General features: G+C 34.9%; 16 protein-coding genes and 5 tRNA genes. 18 read left to right on the top strand and 3 right to left on the bottom strand.

Annotated features, from left to right (window positions below; translation table 11 throughout):
• Positions 1-27 precede the first annotated feature (27 nt).
• The 12 genes from purE (at position 28) to CIPSTX3056_RS01640 (ending at position 8,600) form a co-directional block, all read left to right on the top strand.
• Positions 28-531, top strand: coding sequence for a 5-(carboxyamino)imidazole ribonucleotide mutase (purE, locus tag CIPSTX3056_RS01695; protein WP_072666235.1), 504 nt, complete (start codon positions 28-30; stop codon positions 529-531).
• Between the two features lie 2 nt (positions 532-533).
• Entirely contained in the window at positions 534-1,604 is a 1,071-nt protein-coding gene (gene purK, locus CIPSTX3056_RS01690; RefSeq protein WP_072666234.1) for a 5-(carboxyamino)imidazole ribonucleotide synthase, read from the top strand.
• 1,293 nt (positions 1,605-2,897) lie between these two features.
• Positions 2,898-3,242 carry an iron-sulfur cluster insertion protein ErpA gene (gene erpA / locus CIPSTX3056_RS01685; protein ID WP_072666233.1) on the top strand — a complete coding sequence of 115 codons (345 nt, stop codon included), beginning with the start codon at positions 2,898-2,900 and terminating at the stop codon, positions 3,240-3,242.
• A gap of 791 nt (positions 3,243-4,033) precedes the next feature.
• Entirely contained in the window at positions 4,034-4,714 is a 681-nt protein-coding gene (minC, locus tag CIPSTX3056_RS01680) for a septum site-determining protein MinC (protein ID WP_072666232.1), read from the top strand.
• A 48-nt stretch (positions 4,715-4,762) separates the two neighbouring features.
• Positions 4,763-5,575, top strand: coding sequence for a septum site-determining protein MinD (minD, locus tag CIPSTX3056_RS01675; RefSeq protein ID WP_072666231.1), 813 nt, complete (start codon positions 4,763-4,765; stop codon positions 5,573-5,575).
• Positions 5,576-5,578: 3 nt separating this feature from the next.
• Positions 5,579-5,851 carry a cell division topological specificity factor MinE gene (minE, locus tag CIPSTX3056_RS01670; RefSeq protein WP_072666230.1) on the top strand — a complete coding sequence of 91 codons (273 nt, stop codon included), beginning with the start codon at positions 5,579-5,581 and terminating at the stop codon, positions 5,849-5,851.
• Positions 5,852-6,042: 191 nt separating this feature from the next.
• A tRNA-Arg gene (locus CIPSTX3056_RS01665) sits at positions 6,043-6,119 on the top strand.
• A gap of 68 nt (positions 6,120-6,187) precedes the next feature.
• Positions 6,188-6,263: transfer RNA gene (locus tag CIPSTX3056_RS01660), tRNA-His, on the top strand.
• 14 nt (positions 6,264-6,277) lie between these two features.
• A tRNA-Leu gene (locus CIPSTX3056_RS01655) sits at positions 6,278-6,361 on the top strand.
• 71 nt (positions 6,362-6,432) lie between these two features.
• Positions 6,433-6,509, top strand: a tRNA-Pro gene (locus tag CIPSTX3056_RS01650).
• Positions 6,510-6,774: 265 nt separating this feature from the next.
• Positions 6,775-7,467: a 5'-methylthioadenosine/S-adenosylhomocysteine nucleosidase gene (gene mtnN, locus CIPSTX3056_RS01645; protein ID WP_072666229.1), complete on the top strand. Its 693-nt coding sequence runs from the start codon at positions 6,775-6,777 to the stop codon at positions 7,465-7,467.
• 350 nt (positions 7,468-7,817) lie between these two features.
• Positions 7,818-8,600, top strand: a complete 783-nt coding sequence (locus CIPSTX3056_RS01640) for a TatD family hydrolase (protein WP_072666228.1) — start codon at positions 7,818-7,820, stop codon at positions 8,598-8,600.
• A 734-nt stretch (positions 8,601-9,334) separates the two neighbouring features.
• Here CIPSTX3056_RS01640 and CIPSTX3056_RS01635 read toward each other — a convergent pair.
• A tRNA-Val gene (locus tag CIPSTX3056_RS01635) sits at positions 9,335-9,411 on the bottom strand.
• Between the two features lie 1,629 nt (positions 9,412-11,040).
• Here CIPSTX3056_RS01635 and CIPSTX3056_RS01630 point away from each other — a divergent pair.
• From CIPSTX3056_RS01630 to mreD, 3 genes are all read left to right on the top strand, one after another.
• Positions 11,041-12,084 (top strand): rod shape-determining protein, encoded by a 1,044-nt coding sequence (locus tag CIPSTX3056_RS01630; protein WP_072666227.1) that lies wholly within the window; start codon positions 11,041-11,043, stop codon positions 12,082-12,084.
• A 425-nt stretch (positions 12,085-12,509) separates the two neighbouring features.
• Positions 12,510-13,337 carry a rod shape-determining protein MreC gene (gene mreC / locus CIPSTX3056_RS01625; protein WP_157883605.1) on the top strand — a complete coding sequence of 276 codons (828 nt, stop codon included), beginning with the start codon at positions 12,510-12,512 and terminating at the stop codon, positions 13,335-13,337.
• Between the two features lie 185 nt (positions 13,338-13,522).
• Entirely contained in the window at positions 13,523-14,011 is a 489-nt protein-coding gene (gene mreD / locus CIPSTX3056_RS01620; protein ID WP_125918798.1) for a rod shape-determining protein MreD, read from the top strand.
• 703 nt (positions 14,012-14,714) lie between these two features.
• Here mreD and CIPSTX3056_RS01615 read toward each other — a convergent pair.
• Together CIPSTX3056_RS01615 and murB are read right to left on the bottom strand one after the other, a co-directional pair.
• Complete coding sequence (locus CIPSTX3056_RS01615) at positions 14,715-15,635, bottom strand: biotin--[acetyl-CoA-carboxylase] ligase (protein ID WP_072666224.1); 921 nt, start codon at positions 15,633-15,635, stop codon at positions 14,715-14,717.
• Positions 15,632-16,672: a UDP-N-acetylmuramate dehydrogenase gene (murB, locus tag CIPSTX3056_RS01610; RefSeq protein WP_072666223.1), complete on the bottom strand. Its 1,041-nt coding sequence runs from the start codon at positions 16,670-16,672 to the stop codon at positions 15,632-15,634. The genes CIPSTX3056_RS01615 and murB overlap by 4 nt, the downstream gene beginning before the upstream one ends.
• Before the next feature lie 876 nt (positions 16,673-17,548).
• Here murB and tkt point away from each other — a divergent pair.
• From tkt to fbaA, 3 genes are all read left to right on the top strand, one after another.
• Entirely contained in the window at positions 17,549-19,540 is a 1,992-nt protein-coding gene (gene tkt / locus CIPSTX3056_RS01605) for a transketolase (RefSeq protein WP_072666222.1), read from the top strand.
• 1,089 nt (positions 19,541-20,629) lie between these two features.
• Positions 20,630-21,805: a phosphoglycerate kinase gene (locus CIPSTX3056_RS01600; RefSeq protein WP_072666221.1), complete on the top strand. Its 1,176-nt coding sequence runs from the start codon at positions 20,630-20,632 to the stop codon at positions 21,803-21,805.
• Positions 21,806-21,889: 84 nt separating this feature from the next.
• Positions 21,890-22,969 carry a class II fructose-bisphosphate aldolase gene (gene fbaA, locus CIPSTX3056_RS01595; RefSeq protein ID WP_072666220.1) on the top strand — a complete coding sequence of 360 codons (1,080 nt, stop codon included), beginning with the start codon at positions 21,890-21,892 and terminating at the stop codon, positions 22,967-22,969.
• The last annotated feature ends 212 nt before the right edge of the window (positions 22,970-23,181 follow it).

The following is a 23,181-nucleotide window of genomic DNA, read 5'->3' as shown; positions in this document are numbered from 1 at the left end:
TTTAACAAATCATAGGAATCATTATACATGATACATACGTCTAATATACACTGCATTGCAATTATTATGGGTTCTAAAAGTGACTGGGCTACTATGAAATACTCTGCGGATATCCTAACTCGATTCAAGATTCCATTTCACTGTGAAGTGATATCAGCTCATCGCACACCAGAAAAATTATTTACTTTTGCAGAGCAAGCTAAAAATAATGGTTATCAAGTTATTATTGCCGGTGCGGGTGGTGCTGCTCATCTACCAGGAATGTTGGCAGCTAAAACACTAATACCAGTATTTGGTGTGCCAATACATAGTGCTATGTTAGGTGGCATGGATAGCTTATATTCTATTCTTCAGATGCCGTCTGGTGTGCCAGTGGGAACGTTAGCTATTGGGACTGCAGGAGCTACTAATGCAGCTATTTTAGCTGCGCAGGTTCTTGCATTAAACGATACCCAATTAGCCATAAGCATAGCAAGATGGAGGCAAAACCAGACAGATGAAGTGCTCAACAACCCCGACCCGAGAGACTAATAATGAAACCGGTTTATGTCTTAGGAACTGGTCAATTGGGGCATATGTTGCGTCAGGCGGGCGAATCACTTGGAGTGACGGTTCATCTCATTGAGCTGGATAGCAACCTCCAAACACTTCCAGTAGATAAGAGTGTCATTACTACAGAGATAGAATTCTGGCCAAACACGGTGTTAACTCGCAAGATATCTAAAAGTAGCTCGTTTATAAATCACAATGTTTTTCCAATATTAACTGATCGCCTAAGCCAAAAAAAACTGCTAAACGATCTTAATCTCGCAACAGTACCTTGGGCGTTCTTGTCTTGTAAGATGCAATGGCCTCAAGTATTTTCTAATCTTGGTCAACGTGTAATCGTTAAATCTCGTCATGGTGGTTACGATGGACGTGGTCAATGGCATGTATCTCCTGATAATACTAACACGCTACCAGACACTCTCTATGGTCATTGTATCGTGGAAAAAAATATTCACTTTTCTAATGAAATATCTCTTATTGGTGCTAGAGGTCGTAATGGAGCTACAGCCTTTTATCCCCTTACTCATAACTTTCATGAGAACGGTATGTTACGCACAAGTGTTGCGCTTTTGAATAAAAATACACAACAGAGTATAGCTGAACATATGTTATCTGTGATAATGCATAAACTAAATTATATTGGCGTAATGACTATGGAGTGCTTTGTGGTATCAGACGGCTTATTAATTAATGAGTTATCAGCACGAGTTCATAACAGTGGGCACTGGACGCAAAATGCTGCTTCCATTAGTCAGTTTGAGTTACATTTAAGAGCTATTCTTAACCTTCCTTTACCTACACCTGTGATACATATGCCAGCTGTCATGCTTAATCTTATTGGTATTAAGCCTCATATGGCGTGGCTCTCTGAGCCGCGACTGCATCTGCATTGGTATAACAAAATAGTTCGTGATAACCGTAAAGTTGGTCATATTAATCTAGTAGATACCAGCCCTATTGTACTTAGTCGAGTGCTACATTCTCTTCTACCGGTCTTACCAGTAGAATATGCTAATTATATTCTTTGGGCACGAAATAAACTATCTCAGCAATAGAACTATCTTTATATGTTGATTGTTAATAATTTTTCTTATTCACGATGACGCTTATTAAATGAAAGATCTATTCAAAAACTTTTTATGCATTTTTACATGCACACAGATGCACATTTTCAAAACCAACACTCTCCACACTTATAGTGTATTTAATAAATTTTACAATGTAACTCTTAATGTGAAGCCTCACTTTATAATAAAGTAATTATTGCATATAGTTAGTATCGAATTAACACTGTATATATGCACATATACAACACTATATACCATATAGCTCAATTTAGCATAAGATGAGAATTAAAACGAACTATATCGATGCTCACTATTGATATAGTTAAGCACCTCTGGATACTCCATCTCTACCAATCAATGATCTCTCAATATATCTTCTTCATATCTTCTGATCCATTAGAAAATGGAAATCTTGAATGATGACTAGTTTTAATAAGCTTTGTGCGCTAAATACAATCTTCTGGTATGCAAATAGGATATCTGAATTTTCTCAGAACCCGCTATTATCATATAAAACTTTTATATTTACGTATAACATGAGCATACCTATGATCATGAAAGATCCATAACTACTTAGTAAAAACCATTTAAAGATTACATTAAATACAAGAAATACAAAATTTAATTATTTACTTGAATATGTAGACACCTGGATTAAGATCAAGGTTGTTATAAATATTAATTCGTATTCTTCTTTTTTGCTAAAAAATGATTTCTCAGTGCATTGCATTCAAGAAGAACCACCCCTATTGTGAACGTAAAAAATTTAAAAGATTATCGGGATAATACTATGCCAAGAGTAACATTATTACTATATGCTATAATATAACAAATAAAACTAATCAAGGATGGATAGCTCACCTCTGAATTATCCTGTATAAAACAAAATCTTGATATCAATGCAATATAAGTCTAAGTGAAATGATTCTTGTTTTTCTGATAAGATATATTGATAGTTTCTTCTCAACGCACAGTATCAATCATTCTCGATCTTTAGGGGAATATAATTTAGACAACAATGGTTTTAATATATTAAATCTAATATTAGATATATAACACAATATTTATCTTATCTGTGTGTTTATTATACAATTAAAATATGATAAAAATCGTCATGTAATAGAGTTAACTAGGCATGCACGTATTATTCTAATTTAATTAATTAGGTTAGCGTAAACTGGACAGAAAGCTGATTCAAAATCTAACCATTCTAGGAGTTCAGCCGTTATGATAGATTGTTATATTTAATATCACCGATCTAAGTTAGTATTGGGGTTAACAATGATTAATAATCAAATTATACCGTTATGCTTTACTGATTCTGCCGCAAGTAAGGTAAAAAATCTTCTTCTTTATCAAAAGAACTCGCATCTCAAACTACGCGTGTATATTACTGGAGGTGGCTGTAGTGGTTTTCAATATGGATTTACTTTAGATGATCAAATTCATGTTGGTGATATAACAGTGGAAAAACTTGGAGTCATGTTAATAGTTGATCCTATGAGTCTACAATATCTCATTGGAGGTTCAGTAGACTACGTAGAGAATTTGGAAGGGTCACGCTTTGTGGTGAAAAACCCAAATGCAAAAACTACCTGTAGTTGTGGCTCTTCTTTTAACATCTAAGGTCATGATTATAAGGAATGTTATTCCTAACATAGTACATGGTGATAGCAATGTTTCTCTATATTTTTCTGCTATACTGATTAGAGATATTAGACATGAGTATTTATGATGCCATAAACATCCTAGTATGCTTTATATAAAAATATTAGTCACTATAAAATCTTAAAATTTATTTAAAACATAACAGCTGCTAAAAGCAAGGTCCTCACGCTATTGCCTGGTGACTTTTATTAAAAAAATCATTATTAGAACTAGATTACACTAAGATCGTTCATAATTTATGATTGTAATATCAAATATGATTTTGATCATTAAACGTAGTCGGTCTTCACTAGAAATCAAAATAAAAAATAAATATTAGAGTTGCATACATATATACTAAAAGGCCTATACTCCCTAATGCTATTACCTTTAAGAGTTCTACCTAAAAATCGTAATAACACATTGATACAAGCAACATTAAAGCTCTGATGTTGAAACATATATCTAGTATTTTACTAGACTGTGCTGTGTATCATGCTTAGCAGTTATTAAAATATAGCGATAAAGTAATAATAGTTAATGATCGTATAAATAAAGTTGAAAAAAATTAGAGAAAATCTCTAGCTCAACTATTATGAGAAGAGTTAGGTTGGTCAAATCTTATCGCCTGTGATCCTGGCCTGTACGTATATAATGTTAAATATCGCGGTAAATCATTACCGTTACAACTAAGTCTAGTGAACAGATTTATTATATATTTTATATTCAAGGTTATTATATTATCATCATGAATGAGAGCCAGAGTTCTAATGTCACAATTGCCAATTGATTTAAAAGGTAGTAGCTTTACATTGCCTGTACTACATTTGCATCACACTGACCCTTCTGCTGTACGACAAGCGCTTCAGGAGAAAGTTAGTCGTGCTCCTGATTTTTTAAATAATGCAGCAGTGATAGTGGACGTCACAGTATTAACTAGAGAAGTAAATTGGCATCAAATGCAAAAGGCCATTTTATCAACGGGTCTTTTTATTGTTGGTATTAGCGGCTGTCAAGATGCACAATTAAAAAATATTATTATACGCTCTGGCCTTCCTGTATTAAATGCTGGTCAAATGCATACTGCTATTAAACATAATATGACTCCCGCAGGTTTATCTTCGAAAACTCGAATAATTTTTTCTCCAGTGCGCTCTGGTCAACAAGTATATGCTGAAAATAGTGATTTAGTTATTATTAATAGTATAAGTGAAGGAGCGGAAGTACTTGCAGATGGTAATATTCATATTTATGGAATGATGCGCGGTCGTGCACTAGCTGGCGCAAATGGAGATGAAAATTGTCAGATTTTTTGTACTAATCTATGCGCAGAATTGATATCTATTGCTGGTCACTACTGGATAATGGATCAGATACCCAGTGAGTTCATTGGTCTTGCCTCGCGCCTGTATCTACAAGATGGTGTCTTGACTATTAAAAAACTCAACTAAGCATTCCTTAGTTACCTTGTCTTTTAAGATTGTAAGGGAGGATTATATATGTCACGTATAATTGTTGTTACGTCTGGCAAGGGCGGCGTAGGTAAAACCACATCCAGCGCTGCTATTGCAACTGGTTTAGCGCAGAAGGGTAAAAAAATTGTCGTCATTGATTTTGATATTGGTCTGCGTAACCTTGATGTAGTCATGGGCTGCGAGCGCCGTGTGGTATATGATTTTATAAATGTTATACACGGTGATATCTCTTTAAATCAAGCTTTAATTAAAGATAAGCATACCAAAAATCTTTTTATTTTACCTGCCTCCCAAACCCGAGATAAAGATGTACTAAGTCGTTCTGGTGTAGCAAAAGTTCTAGAAGATCTAAAAAGTATGGCCTTTGATTTTATCATCTGCGATTCACCGGCTGGCATTGAAACTGGCGCTCTCATGGCGCTATATTTTGCTGATGAAGCTATCATCACTACTAATCCAGAGGTCTCTTCTGTACGCGACTCTGATCGTATTCTTGGCATTCTCTCGTCTAAATCTAAACGAGCAGAAAATAATATAGAACCAATTAAAGAACATCTCTTAATAACACGTTACAATCCCAGACGAGTTAACAGGGGCGATATGCTTAGTATAGAAGATGTACTAGATATCCTACGTATTCCGCTAACTGGAGTGATTCCTGAAGACCAATCAGTACTACGTGCCTCTAATCAAGGTAAGTCAGTGATACTAGATCCTACCTCTAATGCAGGTCAAGCATATACTGACACTGTAGCTCGCTTACTTGGAGAATCACGTTCATTTCGCTTTACTACAGAAGAAAAAAAAAGCTTTTTCAAGCGCTGGTTTGGAGGGTAAACCATGGCCTTGCTCGATTGTTTTATATCCCGTAAAAAAAATACAGCTAGTATAGCTAAGCAGCGGTTACAAATTATTGTAGCAGAGCGCAGAAAAGGGGAGGCGGAGCCACAGTACTTACCTCAATTAAAAATAGACTTATTAAAAGTAATTGGTAAATACTTTAAAATTAATCCACATATGTTAAATGTCAAGTTAGATCAAAAATATGAAGATATCTCCATTCTTGAATTAAATATTACATTTCCTGAAACAGATAAAAAACAAAATCTTTAAGTACGTTCTCTGAACGTGTAGTTTTTCAACTTCAATTTGAATCTTTGTTATCACCTATTAGAAAATAAACATAGTCTTATAATAGAAAAGATTCTATCTTTTACAAGTAGTCTGCACTATAAAAAGATATTTTTATTAAAAGCAGTAGACAGAATAAATTCTAACCAGTAGAATCTAAGTCTGTATCTTTTGCACTCGTAGCTCAATTGGATAGAGCATTGCCCTCCGGAGGCAAAGGTTACAGGTTCAAATCCTGTCGGGCGCACCATAAAAATTATTTTAAAGTACTTGAGATGACAATGTTTACTGGTAAAGCAAAAATAATCAAGTCATCTGGTGGCTATAGCTCAGTTGGTAGAGCCCTGGATTGTGATTCCAGTTGTCGTGGGTTCGAGCCCCATTAGCCACCCCAAATTTACATTTTCTGCGAAGGTGGCGAAATTGGTAGACGCGCTAGCTTCAGGTGTTAGTGTCTTTCAAGACGTGGGGGTTCAAGTCCCTTCCTTCGCATCACCATATTACACCAAACATAGGTCAATAATATTGTATACTATTATCAAGACGATAGTATATTTAGTGTACGGCGAGTAGCGCAGCTTGGTAGCGCAACTGGTTTGGGACCAGTGGGTCGGAGGTTCAAATCCTCTCTCGCCGACCAATGCGAACATTTTTTCATGCAAAATATCCAGAAAAAATAGATTTATACTATTCGAGTAATTTATACTAGAGTGATTTATACTACCACGCTGAATGATTTTACAAAACCGTACATATTGTACAAAACCATATATAACAAAAGATGAAAAGAACAATTTTTTACGCTAACATCAAAATACAATATGCAAGGATTCATAATACGCTCATATCATGACACGCTTATATCATCATAATCAATCAGGACCAATCGGAAACAAAACATCGCCATGAAAGTTGGAATTATTGGAGCCATGGAAGAAGAAGTAAATATCTTACGCAATCAGATGCAAACAAGAAAAAAGACATATGCGTTCGGTTCTGAAGTTGATAGCGGTCTGTTAAGTGGAGTAGACATTGTTCTTTTAAAATCAGGTATTGGTAAAGTGTTAGCAGCATTAGGTAGTACATTATTGATTAACCTTTATCAAGCCGATATAGTTATCAATACCGGTTCGGCAGGTGGGCTCACCCCTAAATTAAAAATAGGAGATATTGTCATCGCCAGCGAAGTCCACTACCATGATGTAGATGTTACCGCTCATGGTTACCAACCAGGACAAGTACCACATTGTCCTATAGCCTTCAAAGCTGATCATAATTTAATTACTATAGCAGAATCATGCATTCATCAGCTTAATTTCTCTTCAGTGCGGGGGGTTATAGTTACTGGAGATACCTTTATTCAGGGCAATGAACCACTTAAGCGTATTAGATATTCTTTTCCTAAAGCAATTGCGGTAGACATGGAGGCCGCTGCTATTGGTCATGTCTGCTACCAATGCAATGTTCCATTTATTGTCATACGTGCTATTTCCGATTTTTCCAATAGGACTTCAGCTATTAATTTTGATAGTTTTTTAAAAACAGCTGCGCAAAAGTCCTCACTGGTAGTTACAAACATGTTAACTTGTCTTATATAATAAAAGCAGTAAGTTGATTACCTGTTATGATTTCTGCTTGTAATAGAGAGTCTTATAGACTATACAAACTCAGCAAAATAATCTTAAAGTTTGAAGGAATCACATTCTAGAGTGTACGAGTTATCCATAGAACAGAAAATGTGATATTTGTGAATATAAATTTAAACCCCAACTAGCTCTTCTCTTTTACTGTATTCTTGACTGTATGCCTAAGTCAAATTGCAGTCCACTTATGTAGCTTATTCTATCTGAACACACAGTCATAACATAGCGTTAGATAATCACGAGTACTGCTATATACTGATTCAGTACCAGTTCTTCTATTTTATCTTTGATAATGGGATATAATCATGTTTGATATTGGAGTTAATCTCACAAGTCCGAAATTTCTTCAGGATTATGATGAAGTAGTACAGAGAGCACGTGCAGCTGGAGTGACTGGAATAATCATTATTGGAACCACTATGTCAAGCAGTCGACAGGGGATCATTCTTGCCAAAAAAAATGTAGAGTTTTTCTGGTGTACAGTTGGCCTACACCCTCATCATGCCAACACATGGTCAAAGAAAATTGACTCTGAGATACGTAAATTAGCAGTTAATCCACATATTGTAGCTATTGGAGAATGTGGGCTAGATTTTTATCGTAATTTTTCTACAAAAAAAGAACAGATGTATGCATTTCAAGCTCAGATTGAGCTAGCAATAGAGCTTAATATGCCAGTTTTTCTACACTGTCGCGACGCTCATAAAGATTTTATGTCAATCCTTAAGCCCTGGATTCCTGACCTCAAAGCAGCTTTAGTTCATTGTTTTACAGGCACGCGATCAGAATTAGAAGTTTATTTCGAGCATGATATGTATATTGGTATTACAGGTTGGATATGCGATCAAGCAAGAGGGTCAGACTTATGTAAATTAATACCTTTAATACCATCTAATCGTTTAGTGATAGAAACAGATGCGCCTTGGTTAATACCGAAGGATCTCTATCCTCTTCCACCCTCTAGACGGAATGAGCCTAGTTTTTTACCCCACATTATGAAAAAAGTTGCTATGTTACGCGGAGATGATTTCTTAAATCTATCAAATCAGACAACTTGTAATGCTCGTAAGTTGTTTAATCTCACATAAAGGTTATATACTATTATTTAGTATGATTTTTGTAAGGATAGCGATTTTTATAAGGATATCTCGTAAGTAACCTTAAGCCGATCTCTTGATGGATTCTAAAATTATATCCCTAGTAATCGATCATCAACATATCTATGTATAACAAACATGGATACGTTTTGTTTAGTTTTTCTTTAATGAATCATTATAATTTCATGACTGAAGTATGTATAACAATTATTAATACTATTACTACAATAGTAAGCATATCAAACAACATAACAAACAACTTCTATCGACTATCTGTAAACTATACACATGTGTTATTATGTATATATGTTGTTATGTATACTGTGATTTGCATATGATTTATATAATCAGCTATAATACGATTATGTACAAAATTTTTCAGATAAGCTATCTTTAATCGTTTTATGCGCATAATAACTTTATACGCTACCTTTGGATGACTTAAGTAGCACCCGCATAGTAATTTAACATGAATGCTTGAGATTTTTCTGCTATATAATAACTATTAATAAAATATTAAAACGAATACTCTCTTGACGTGACGTATCTCTTGCTTAATATGCAAACATAGCTACTTTTAACTATACGTAAAACGAACTAAGAATACTTTTTGTTATATAAAAATAAAAAATTCAGCTGTTTATATTGAAGTAATTAGTACTATAGTTAATGAAAACTTATTGTACACTATCAGCTTTATACAAGAACTTGCTATGATTTTATGTTGGTGCGTCCGAGCAGACTCGAACCACTGACCCCCACCATGTCAAGGTGGTGCTCTAACCAACTGAGCTACGGACGCATTAGAATTATATATTTAAAAAAGGTTAGCGATAATCTTGGTATACTGCGTAAAACGCTACTTATGTCTGTCTTACGATGACTGGAATTTCATCAAAACATGCCCAACTATTTTACAAGTACCGTAAATCTGAGGAATATATTATGTGTCTTAGAGTTCTTCGTTATCTGAAACACTTACTTATACATACTTAACTTGCTTATACTTAATCATAGGTTATCACGTTTTATGCATGCAATGGATTACAATCTTCACTAAGACGCTGTAGTTCATAAACGTTATTTGAAAATAAAACGAATAAAACGAATAAAACTGATCGTATTTAGTACTTTTGATAATATCAATTATATTTTCTAGGTGATGGCAATGCAAGAAAAATCTAACACCTAATAAAATAAATATAAGAAATTAAGATAGAGTTATGTATCTTAAACCACTCCTTAACAGAGTAATCTCTATCCATTTAATTTTTAAGATCTACTCAATAAATACTTATAGTCACAATGAAGCGTAACAATCAATCATAAACTTCTGACATAGAACGATTTGGCCCAACCTTTATCACATAACGCCTGCATTCACTCTTTTAGGGAAATAGAAAAGAATATAGCTATACAATCTATCTGCTAAAATGTATCCTTTAGTTAGACTAAAGACAACAGCTCATCTATTCTAGTGATATTTTAGTAAAATAAATTACATTCATATGTAGCATGACACACTATTTATCAGGCGATATTGGCAACTAATGCCATCACTCTCTATTCAATATAGATCTTCGTGGTTACTCTAGAGCTTTAATGCTATTAATAATCTTATTAAAATAATCTTATTATCTGATGCTCATAGTCTTGTGCTCAGTACGTTAAAAACTAAAGTCTTCATAAATAATTTGGTGATTCTTATGACTACTCATGGTTGGTGTAATGCATGCAATAAATATGTAATTTATATTTAAGAATAACATTCTTTCGGTTATCTAATGTCTTTATTATATTGATTCTTTTGATTAATCATGAGGCTTTCTCTACATAAGATACACGTACCGACTATATAAACGCGATTATATAAAGCATATGCGATATACAATAAGCAACGCTTATTATCGAGTATTGAACAATTTATACAATCGATCTTTTCTCATTAAAGAGAAAGTTAGCACTAGCCAGTACTAGTTCAATACCTCGTAACTTACATAATAACTCAATGATATGCTCTCCACTGTAAATGTAAATAACTCACTATAGCTATAGCTGTTTACACTTATAAAATAAAAACATCTAACACAAGAAGTATTATACTATAATACTGATATTTACTAGTACGGTGATTACATCCTATATATATAATTAGTAAGTAGGAGTTACTACAGATTGTCACTAATTTAATAAAATCTAATAAATAGAATTGATACCATCAGTTCCATTAATAAACAAAAATACTATTATAGTATATAATAGAGATTTTAAAATAAACCATTACCTATGGTATGATATGATCTACCTTTTGATAAAAGTAGCATCTTATCGTAAGTATTAGTTACGCCAGCTCTTGGTTCACTCAAAAACCTAGCTTGGTACGATACTGCAGGTAAATATCACCTCAAGTTTGAAGGATAATCCTTATAGTATGTTTAAAAAATTTCGCGGCATGTTTTCTAATGATTTATCTATCGATTTAGGTACTGCTAACACCCTAATATACGTAAAAGGACAAGGGATTGTGCTTAATGAACCTTCTGTCGTTGCTATCCGTCACAATCGTGCTGGATCGCCTAAAAGCGTAGCAGCAGTTGGTTATGACGCGAAGCAGATGCTAGGTCGCACCCCTAGTAACATTGCTGCTATTCGCCCCATGAAAGATGGGGTAATTGCTGATTTTTTTGTTACCGAAAAAATGCTTCAGCATTTTATCAAGCAGGTGCACAGTAACAGTTTTTTGCGCCCTAGCCCAAGGGTTCTTGTCTGCGTTCCAGTAGGAGCAACACAGGTAGAGCGCCGTGCAATTCGTGAATCTGCTCAAGGTGCTGGTGCACGCGAAGTATTTTTGATTGAAGAACCTATGTCGTCTGCTATTGGCGCAGGACTACCAGTTTCTGAAGCAACTGGCTCAATGGTAATCGATATTGGTGGAGGAACCACTGAAGTTGCAGTCATCGCGCTAAATGGTGTTGTCTATTCTTCTTCTGTTCGCATTGGCGGTGATCGCTTTGATGAAGCGATTATTAACTATGTTAGACGTCATTATGGTTCTTTGATTGGTGAAGCTACTGCCGAACGTATTAAGCATTGTATTGGGTCTGCCTATCCAGGAGAGGAAACACTCGAGATCGAAGTACGTGGACGAAATCTAGCTGAAGGCGTTCCACGTGGTTTTACTTTAAATTCTCAAGAGATTTTAGAGGCCATGCAAGAACCATTAACTGGTATTTTGAGTTCTGTTATGGTTGCATTAGAACAATGCCCACCTGAACTAGCATCTGATATTTCTGAACGAGGCATGGTCCTAACTGGCGGAGGCGCTCTATTACGCAATTTGGATCGCTTATTAATGGAGGCGACTGGAATTCCAGTAGTAATTGCAGAAGATCCTCTAACCTGTGTGGCACGTGGTGGCGGCAAAGCTTTAGAAATGATTGATATTCATGGCGGAGACCTATTTAGCGAACACTAATATGCTGATTCTTAGCATGTACTATAAACAATAGGAGCACCAGTAATTAATTGTTATATATGTGACATGGTATTCATGCATAACTGTATGTTATGACTTTAATCATCTCACCAATCTCAGTGTTATCTATTTCTCAATAGATTATAGCTTTACTAGGAATGTAGAGTATCTTACTGGCTCTGTAATGAACAATTCCTGCGGATATGATCCTCGTTAAAAGAACAGAACGTATCATTATAAAAACTAATTTTAATAAAACTTTTTACTCATTCTGCTAATAATTTCAACCCCTATACAATTTATAGGCTATATCAATCCTACTGATTATTAATATTAATCACCAATATATGTCTTTTTCTGATTAGTGATCACTATAAAATATCGAATATAATTTTTATTAAGGACTTGCTGAACTTATGCAGCCAATGTTCACTAGGAATTCATCTCTAAAATTAAAATTCCTGATTGCTATTATTATAGCAATCATAATCATTTTAGCTGATCATCGTTTTAAATCATTCTCAAAAGTTCGTATATATATGAATACTGCGCTCAGTCCATTATATTTTTTAGTAAACAAACCTCGACAAATTTTAGATCAGATCTCTGTACTCTTAAAATCTCAAAAAAAACTGCACTCAGAGAATCAAGCTTTGCAATATCAAATTATGATAAAAAATAGTGATCTTTTAATACTGAACCAGGTGAAGACAGAAAATACATGCCTAAGAGAACTATTAAACTCTTATCCGATTCCGAACGAGCATAAGATACTCACTCGAGTTCTATCAACCAGTATCGACCCTTATAGTAATCAGATGGTCATCGATAAAGGCAGTGTAAATAATGTGCATGAGGGGCAACCAGTAATCAATGCACAAGGTGTCGTTGGACAGGTCATAGCTGTTAGTAAGCTTACTAGCCGGGTTCTTTTGATCTGTGATATATCGCACGCCTTACCTGTTCAAGTATTACGTAATGGCTTTCTAGCCATTGCCTCTGGAAATGGCTGGGGTAAAGATCTTCATATAGAGCATTTTTCAGATCATATCGATATTCGATGTGGTGACATACTGGTCACATCTGGTATAGATGATCGCTTTCCTGCAGGGTATCCTGTCGCCTTAGTATCTTCTGTCGTAGAAGACAAAAATCATTCTGCTACAATCGTCTTTGCACACCCACTCGCAGAGCTGAAATATTTACGGTATCTTTTATTGCTCTCTAAAAAAAATAGTAATGACGTACGCTGAAAAGCGTTAACTGCGACTTATCATAATAACTGTAGATATTGTAAACCCTAAATATCTGCACAATCAATCAAACAAATTAGACACAAGAGCACCCCACAGGCGAAGATAAAGAAAATACTTTAGATCTGAAAACTAGCACAAAATCATAGATATTGTAGTTGTAAGTCATATAGGAGAGATCTATCTTGCGAGACTATCATAGTCCTGGGTATTTAGTAATCTGGCTATCTTTCTTGGCAGCCATTTTATTGTATATTTTTCCCTGGCCTAAACAGTTGCTATTATTTCAACCATCATGGTTGCTATTGATTATGATTTACTGGATCGTATCACTTCCATACCTAGTCAATATTGGAACAGGATTTATAATAGGTTTTATCATAGACCTACTGTACGGATCAACCCTGGGAATACATGCTTTAGCTTTTAGCGTAGTAGCCTATCTAGTAGCTCAAAACTTCTGTCAATTTAATAGAATTAAACTATATCAACAGGTCATTGTAGTAATAGGATTCTCTTGGGTCGCGGATATTATAATTTATTTTATAGAACTGTTATTTATTCGCATAGCATTTTTTGCAGAACATATTTGGAATGGTCTTATTAATGGTATAGTCTGGCCATGGTTATATTTGCTCATGAAAAGAATCTGTAACCGGTTTTCTGTACTGTAAATACTCTATAAAGCATTGCGTCATTGACTTTGCTTACCTCTAGCTCTATAGAGCTTATTTGAAAATTTTTAACTGCTAATGATGTTTTGCGAACTAAGTGGATCAAACTAGTGTCGTGTACAGCTACACTTAAGCAATAAGGATACGCATTTCACGCTACTACGCTTTAGTATATTCAAGGTATATTCAAGGTATATTCAAAGAGCATTGATAAATAATCTATGTGTATGTGATGCTAAAGGGGATTGATATAGTCATTTTGAGTCATTGAAATGCAACTTAATAACATACAGTCAAAATTACTTAATATTCTATAATATGCCTACTTCTATACTTAGAGGATAGGTGTATATCGTTAATTTTTATGGCCATTACTCTAGCACCAGAGTAATCAACTTAGATAAAAAGGTAGTACTTAAGAAGTCAACATAAAATACTATTAGAAAGCATAAAATATTTATTTCAGTTTAATCAGTCAAGAAATCAAGACACGAAGAAATGCTATCTTTAGATGGCAGTAAACAGAATTAGTATAAATTCAAAATTTTATTAGTTTGGCTTCTGCTCTATTTGTATAAAACTAAATTTTTTATCTTGATATATAATGAAGAAGATAATGACCAGTATCCTCCTTAGTACCGTTATAAACACAGCGCTAAATAGATTTCGATCCAAATCATCCGAAAATGGCTATTTCGCGCTTTCAATAAAATAACAATATTTTTTCTGACTGATTCGATGTAGTCTGGTTAATCATTCTATTAGGTTTATCATCACTAATTATGCGTGCTAGAAGATCATTAATATAATTATCCATATACACAGTAGATTGATACCACATGGTCATCCCCTGTCGTTCAAATTTTTTTAACGCTATATACATAGTATTAATAATACTTACTAATAAGGAGTTCTTGTCTATAGACATTCCGGTTTCCTGCAAATCTATCCAACTGTTCTTAATGAAAATACTATTTGCTAATTTTTTCATGGAAATATTAATACCAGCACCGATCACTACATCTAATGCATTTTCGGTGTTTTTTTTGATTTCTACTAAAACCCCAGCTAATTTACGATCATACAAATAAATATCATTAGGCCATTTTACCCGAATATCTGAGGCCCCTTTCTGCTGAAGGACTTTTGCAATAACGATACTGATTAACCGACTTAAACCTATTGCTGGGGCTTTTAAACTCTGATCTAAACGCCAGTACATGGAGAAATATAAATTAGACCCGAAAGGCGAGAACCATTGAGCCCCGTGTCTTCCACGACCATTTCTCTGGTATTCAGCTGCACAAACATCGCCTGATTTTAAACCAGATACAGCATCCAATAGATATTGATTAGTGGAATTTAGAATTGGTATGACCACTAAGCGACCACCGAGTAACTCTTGATTAATTTTTCGTTCATTTAAAAGTTGCATCGCACATGCAAATCTATAATACTCGTGATCCAATACACAGATATGAATATTCCACTCTTTTAACATTTCTATAAGGTTTATAACCTCTAGGCAGGTTATACCCATGTAACAAGAAAGTTGAATTTTTGAATACACTTTTCCATCTGATAAAATATGAATCAGCCTAATTGGCAAAGTGTAATCTTTCATCTGACCACCTCTAAAGCATCTATTTTTCCTTGAGAAGAGATAAAACAAACCTCCGGTTCGAGCCAAATGTTAAATTTTTCCCCTACGCGTCGACGAACTATACGGGCTAAATTTACGATATCTTCACTACTGGCAGTGCCAGTGTTAATAAAAACCAAGGCCTGCTGATCATGTACAGCCGCACCACCAATACGGTACCCTTTTAGTTTGCACTGATCGATTAATCCAGCAGCTGAGAGTACTACATCACCATTATTGTTTAGGTGATATGGTATTTTTGGATGCAGTGCTAACAAATTAAAAGCTATCGATGCTCTCACTAAAGGATTTTTAAAAAAACTACCTGCATTACCAATATATTTTGGATTTGGTATCTTACTGCGGCGTGTTTCACATACGGTATGAAAAACTTGTATTGGCGTGACCGTTTTCGGGTTAAGCATTTTTAATGCACCATGACTCAAGACAGGACGCCACTGTTTAATTAGCCTCAAACCTACAGCAATAATAGCGTAATGATTTTTATCTCTATGCTTAAAAACACTGTCACGATATCCAAAACAGCACTCGGTAGCTTTAAGACGTTGGTGTGACCCATCATTTAAAAGGATAATATCTACATACTCACACACCTGCCTTAATTCGACACCATAAGCACCGATATTTTGAATTGGCGCTGAACCTACACAACCTGGAATCAGCGCTAAATTTTCAAGTCCCGCAAGACCTTTACATAATGTTGTTTCAACTAATTGATGCCAGTTTTCCCCAGCCCCTACATGTAACAACCATGTGTGAGTTGTTTCGGTCACGCTAATACCTTTAATGCGGTTAATCAAAACCTTTCCACGAAAATCCTGCAAAAAAAGTACGTTACTCCCTTCACCTAAAAGTAGTACCGGTTCACTTTGTCTGACCCCATTTGTCCAACTATTACAAAAAAGAGATTCTACACTATGCACAATAATCACGTTATTAGCATAAACATCAATACCGAATGTATTCCAAGGCTTTAGTGAAACTCTCTGAGAAGACATGCTAAACCTTTCTATACTAAGCTAATTAGAGAGAATGCGTTTAAAAACACAAATAGTAATGTCGTTCCATTAATAATAATCACCTTATAGCAATATAATAGTGATGTTACTGTATTATCAATATACTGTATATAATATCACCAATAATATAAAAGATGGATGAATGAGTAAGAGTTTTTTGGTCATGCACCAACAGTGTCTGTATTTCTGATATGCGCACGTTTTGTGCATATATAAGCAAAATAAATATATGCAAATTTTTAAGTATTTTTTAAAAAAAATATGATCACTACGTAACACATAAAATCTTAGCGGATATCTTACTAAAACTTCTGACATAAGGGGAATCCTTGTATATAGTTTTCCCTGCTGTAATCATTAGGGTCTCACACTAAAAAGCAGAATAACCTTTACTATATTAGTATGATATACATGAGCATCTCTACAATCTCTGTGTCGTTATTAAATCTATATTCACAGAAGACTATAGTATGAGGCGATCTAATGAGATACATTACAAACGATGTTAAAACAATATATGCACAATGTAGTAACTAATCTTTCAGGCATATCCTGTCTGTCTGTTTTTAAAATCTCAGATATCAAACTATCATGCGTACAGTTCTGGTGTATGCGCAGATGAGATAATGAATCGCGGATAAACTGGACGTCCTTGATCAATTTATTTAAAATGATTTACTAATTACGATTAGTGATAGATTGTAATCTAAATAAATTTACTATACTCTTAGTATCTTAAATCTTTCTTTATTCAAAGATAATACTTATTCACTTAATTGACTTAACTGACTTTGGTCTATGACCAGATACAATCAGTGTAATGCTGAGTAAAATTTAATGTAATTTGGAGTCAGAATGTATTCTCGTAAAGAGATTGCCAACGCTATTCGTATATTAAGTATAGACGCAGTACAAAAGGCTAAATCTGGCCATCCGGGCGCTCCGATGGGTATGGCTGACATTGCAGAAGTTCTATGGCGTGATTTTTTAAACCATAACCCCGTTAATCCATCCTGGGTAAATCGTGATCGCTTCGTGCTTTCCAACGGGCATGCTTCTATGTTACTCTACAGTCTATTGCATCTTACCGGCTATAACTTGCCAATCAGTGAACTAGCTAATTTTCGTCAGATACATTCAAAAACTCCTGGTCACCCTGAATATGGTTATACCATAGGCGTCGAAACTACCACTGGTCCTCTTGGTCAGGGTTTAGCTAACGCTATAGGTATGGCAATTGCAGAAAATACACTAGCAGCACAATTTAATCGTCCTAGTTATAATATAGTAGATCACTACACTTATGTCTTTGTGGGTGATGGTTGCATGATGGAAGGTATTTCTCATGAAGCGTGTTCATTAGCAGGAACTTTAAAATTAGGGAAGCTGATAGTTATTTATGACCAAAACAGTATTTCAATTGATGGAGAAATTACCGGTTGGTTTACTGATGATACAGTGCAACGTTTTAAATCTTATGGTTGGCACGTGCTTTCTAATATAGACGGACACGATTCCAGTATGATTCATCAGGCAATCAAAAAAGCTAGAACAGTTGATAATCAACCTTCTCTTTTAATGTGTAAAACTATTATTGGATTTGGCTCTCCAAATAAAAGTGGAACTCACTATGCTCATGGATCTCCGCTAGGAGAGCAAGAGATTGCGCTTACTCGTAGACAATTAAATTGGCATTATGAACCGTTTAAAATACCCCAATATATTTACGAATGTTGGGATGCACGGGATTCTGGTCAAAAAAAAGAAGATATATGGCATAAAAAATTCAAAGCTTATTCAAACGCTTTTCCTGAATTAGCACAAGAATTTCAAAGACGCATGGGTAATCAGTTACCATCTAATTGGGGTTATCAATCACAAGAATTCATTGAGCGCTTACAAAATAACCCATGCAATATTTCTGGCCGTGCAGCTTCTCAAAAAGCTCTTGAAGTTTTTGGAAAATTATTACCAGAATATCTTGGCGGCTCTGCCGATCTAACACCTAGTAACCTAACAATGTGGTCTGGATCAAAACCTATTAATAAATATATGGCAGGTAATTACATCCATTTTGGAGTTCGTGAATTTGGTATGATTGCTATTGCGAACGGAATTTCTTTACATGGTGGATTTTTGCCATATACTGCTACATTTCTCATGTTTGTTGAATACGCCCGAAATGCTGTGCGCATGGCAGCATTAATGAAAATCCGACATATCATGATTTATACTCACGACTCTATTGGAGTTGGTGAAGACGGCCCAACACACCAACCAATTGAACAACTAGCGAGCTTACGTTTGACCCCAAATCTGAGCACTTGGCGTCCTTGTGATCAAGTAGAATGCGCCATTGCATGGAAATATGCAGTAGAGCGTAATACGGGACCTACAGCTTTGATCTTATCACGTCAAAATCTACAACAACAAACGCGCACAACCGTACAGTTATCTAATATTTCTCGCGGTGGTTATATACTAAAAGATTGTATAGGTGCCCCCCAAATAATTTTTATAGCTACTGGCTCTGAGGTAGACTTAGCAGTAATTGCACACAAGCAACTAACAGAGGAGGGATATAAAATACGTGTGGTGTCTATGCCATCGACTGACACCTTCGACATGCAGGATTCTGATTATCGCGAACGAGTATTACCTGGAAATATTACTGCACGCATAGCAATTGAAGCAGGAATTGCAGATTATTGGTCAAAATATACTGGTCTGCATGGTATGATTATTGCTATGACTACATTTGGTATATCAGGACAAGCTGTGAAATTATTTTCATTATTTGGTTTTACTATTGAAAATGTACTCAAGATAGCCAAAGAGTTGCTGTAATATTCTCAATCATATAATCTATCAGAAGGGTCTATATCTAACTGTGCACCGTAAGCCATTTTATGCTTAAAATGTATTATAAAAAAATAATTTTTGTTTAGATTTTAAAATCTATGCTCTGTCATAAAAGTATTTAATGAAATTTAATCACTAATCCCTCTATAAAGTGATACAGTTACCGTTATCACTTATATATACTTATAAAAATTTCATAAATATTAATAGTGTTTCTTTTATTGTATTTGAAATAAACCTATGGCTTTTATAATGAACGATATACACAATATACTCTATATTAAATATCTTCTAAAATTTAACTAACAGCAACATAATGCTCTTAGATTTTTCTAACGCAATATACCCTAACATACTCTACTAACATTAGTATACTCTAGCACCTCTTTATAAAGTAACCGCACTTAAGAGAGGACAACGTCCTTACTAAATTCATTAGCACTATCGGTCTGTATATCTCTATAATCACATATATCCATACTTGAATGGCATCAGAGATTAAAGAACCTAATTCTTCTTTCGTAACATACCCATCAATAATATTGATGAGTATTTTATAATAGCAGTATTTGTTTTTATTGAGTTAAGTGCTGTCTCTAAATACCTAATTCATCTTTTCGTTCTGGGGGTTATTTTTAGCACAAAAAATAGTATTTATCTTGATTGCAGATCGGATCAATTATGTTATGCCTTGCTGCTGTAGAATGTCATAATGGCATGTTAAATCTTGTTACTGTGATCTTGAATGGACTAATAGCATTAAGCATAATCTAGTAATATTATGGACAAGTGCTCATGTTTATAAAGATAATTTTATCTGATTGATCTAATAATAGCATAATCATATAACATCTACGCACTGGAATCTAAATTGACCTCAAAGCGATAAAAATGCAAATATCAAATATTATGTTGACAAAAATAATCAAGTCTCGCTATATGCAATCTTTCACGACTTCGTCGCGCATTATTCAAGACATGCATTATCTATAAATAGTACACTATCGCTATAGTGATGTTCAGGGCATATATAGTTATATATAATAGTATAATTAACATTACAAAGAGGTTTTTATGTCCATCATTGCAATGCATGATCTCAATCTGATGGGTAAACGCGTTTTGATACGTACTGACTTAAATGTGCCAATCAAGTCTGGCAGTATAACATCTTCTGCGCGTATTTGCGCAGCACTTCCAACGATTCAGTTAGCATTAGAAAAAGGCGCTATCGTTATAATTGCTTCTCATCTCGGTCGCCCTCCTGAAGGGGCATACAATAAGGATTTTTCGCTACTCCCAGTAGTGAACTGTCTGAAGGAAAAATTAGGATCAGCTCACGTCACTCTTAACACAGACTATCTTAATGGTATCCACTTAGCAAAAGGAGCAATTACTGTATTAGAAAATGTTCGATTTAATAAAGGAGAAAAAAATAACGATCAGAATCTTTCACGTAAATATGCCGCGCTATGCGATATATTTGTAATGGATGCTTTTGGCACAGCGCACCGCACAGAAGCATCAACATACGGGGTTAGTCAATTTGCTAAAACGTCTTGTGCGGGCCCACTATTGTTAGCAGAATTAGAAGCTTTAGAAAGAGCCCTAAAAAATCCTCAACGCCCAATGGTATCTGTGGTTGGTGGATCAAAAATATCTACTAAGTTTGATATATTGCACGCACTAGCTAAAGTTTCCGACACGATTATTGTTGGCGGAGGTATTGCTAACACCTTTATTGCTATTGATCATAAGGTGGGCAAATCACTATACGAACCAGATTATCTGCATATTGCCAGAAAACTACGTGATAAATTTTCTATATCAATACCTATAGATGTGCGCGTTAAACAGGAATCTCCAAGAACTGCTACCTCTATTGTAAAAGGAATCTCTGAAGTTCAAGAGCATGACGAAATTCTAGATTGTGGGGATAGAACTGAACTGTTAATGGTTAAATTATTAAAGAACGCAAAAACTATTCTCTGGAACGGTCCTGTCGGTGTATTTGAAAATCCTGATTTTTGTCATGGCACAAAAATAATTGCTAATGCTATTGCAGATAGTAATGCGTTTTCCATTGCAGGAGGAGGTGATACGCTAGCAGCGATCGATCTGTTTGGTATTAAAGATAAAATTTCATACATATCAACCGGTGGCGGTGCATTTCTACAAGTTGTGGCAGGCAACAAACTCCCTGCGGTTGCTATTTTAAAAGAACGTGCAAAAAATCTCTCTCACAGATAATATACAGACTTACAAATCTATTGCGGTCCTTATTACAGTAAAATATATCATTAATTCTTAAAGCACACACTAGGAAAAATTAATATGTATAAAATCTTAGATTTTGTTAAACCAGGTGTTCTCAACAGTCATGATGTACAAACAGTTTTTCAGATAGCAAAGAAAAATAACTTTGCATTGCCTGCTGTAAACTGCATAGACACATGCTCTATCAATGCAGTTTTAGAAACCGCTGCAAAAGTTAGAGCTCCCGTCATAATCCAGTTCTCTTATAATGGTGCAAAATTTATCTCAGGAAAAGGAGCTTTATCAAACAACTCGCATAACTCAGCCATCGTTGGCGCTATTGCAGGCGCAAACCATGTACACCTAATGGCTCAACATTACGGTATACCGGTCATTCTACACACTGATCATTGCGCTAAAAAATTATTACCATGGGTTGATGGGCTCTTAGAAGAAGGTGAAAACCACTTTAGTCTAACTGGAAAACCCTTGTTCTCTTCTCATATGATTGATTTGTCTGAAGAAACTTTAGAAAAAAATATTGATATCTCTAAAAAATATTTAGCACGTATGTCAAAACTCTACATGACCTTAGAAATTGAACTTGGATGTACTGGTGGTGAAGAGGATGGAGTAGATCATAGTGATATAGATAACTCTACACTGTATACCCATCCAGAAGATGTTGAATATGCGTATAATGCACTTAGAAAAATCAGCACAAATTTTACCATAGCAGCTGCATTTGGTAACACCCACGGTGTCTATAAGCCTGGTAATATAAAGTTAAAACCAACAATACTTCGGGATTCCCAGGCATTTATTCAAAAGAAATACAATTTACAGCATAATCCACTAAATTTTGTATTTCACGGCGGTTCCGGCTCGTCTACCACTGATATCCAAGAATCAATTCGATTTGGGGTGATTAAGGTAAATATCGATACAGATGTTCAATGGGCGTCTTGGCAAGGTGTTCTGCAATATTATAACGATAATAAAAACTACTTACAGAAACAACTGGGGAACCCTGAAGGAGAAGATCAGCCGAATAAAAAGTTTTACGATCCGCGTAGATGGTTACGTGCTGCCCAGGTCTCTGTAGTCAGTCGACTAGAACAAGCCTTTAAAGATATGCACTCTATTAATGTGCTATAAAGTTAATTATGTAATAACCGGTGCGTATATATTACTATATCGTATAATATATGTGTTGAGCTGATAGTGTTGAACGCCATAACTAGTATCAGTATATACGTATAAAGGTTAATGCTATTTAGAGCATTCAATTACTTGATTTTATCTATATCTCTAACAATAATTTAGTATTGATAGTACTATGAACCTATGTATCTATATTAGATAATTGT

Source organism: Candidatus Erwinia haradaeae (assembly GCF_900698965.1).
GTDB classification, from domain to species: Bacteria; Pseudomonadota; Gammaproteobacteria; order Enterobacterales; family Enterobacteriaceae; genus Erwinia_E; species Erwinia_E haradaeae_A.
This window is presented reverse-complemented; position numbering and strand designations above follow the sequence as displayed.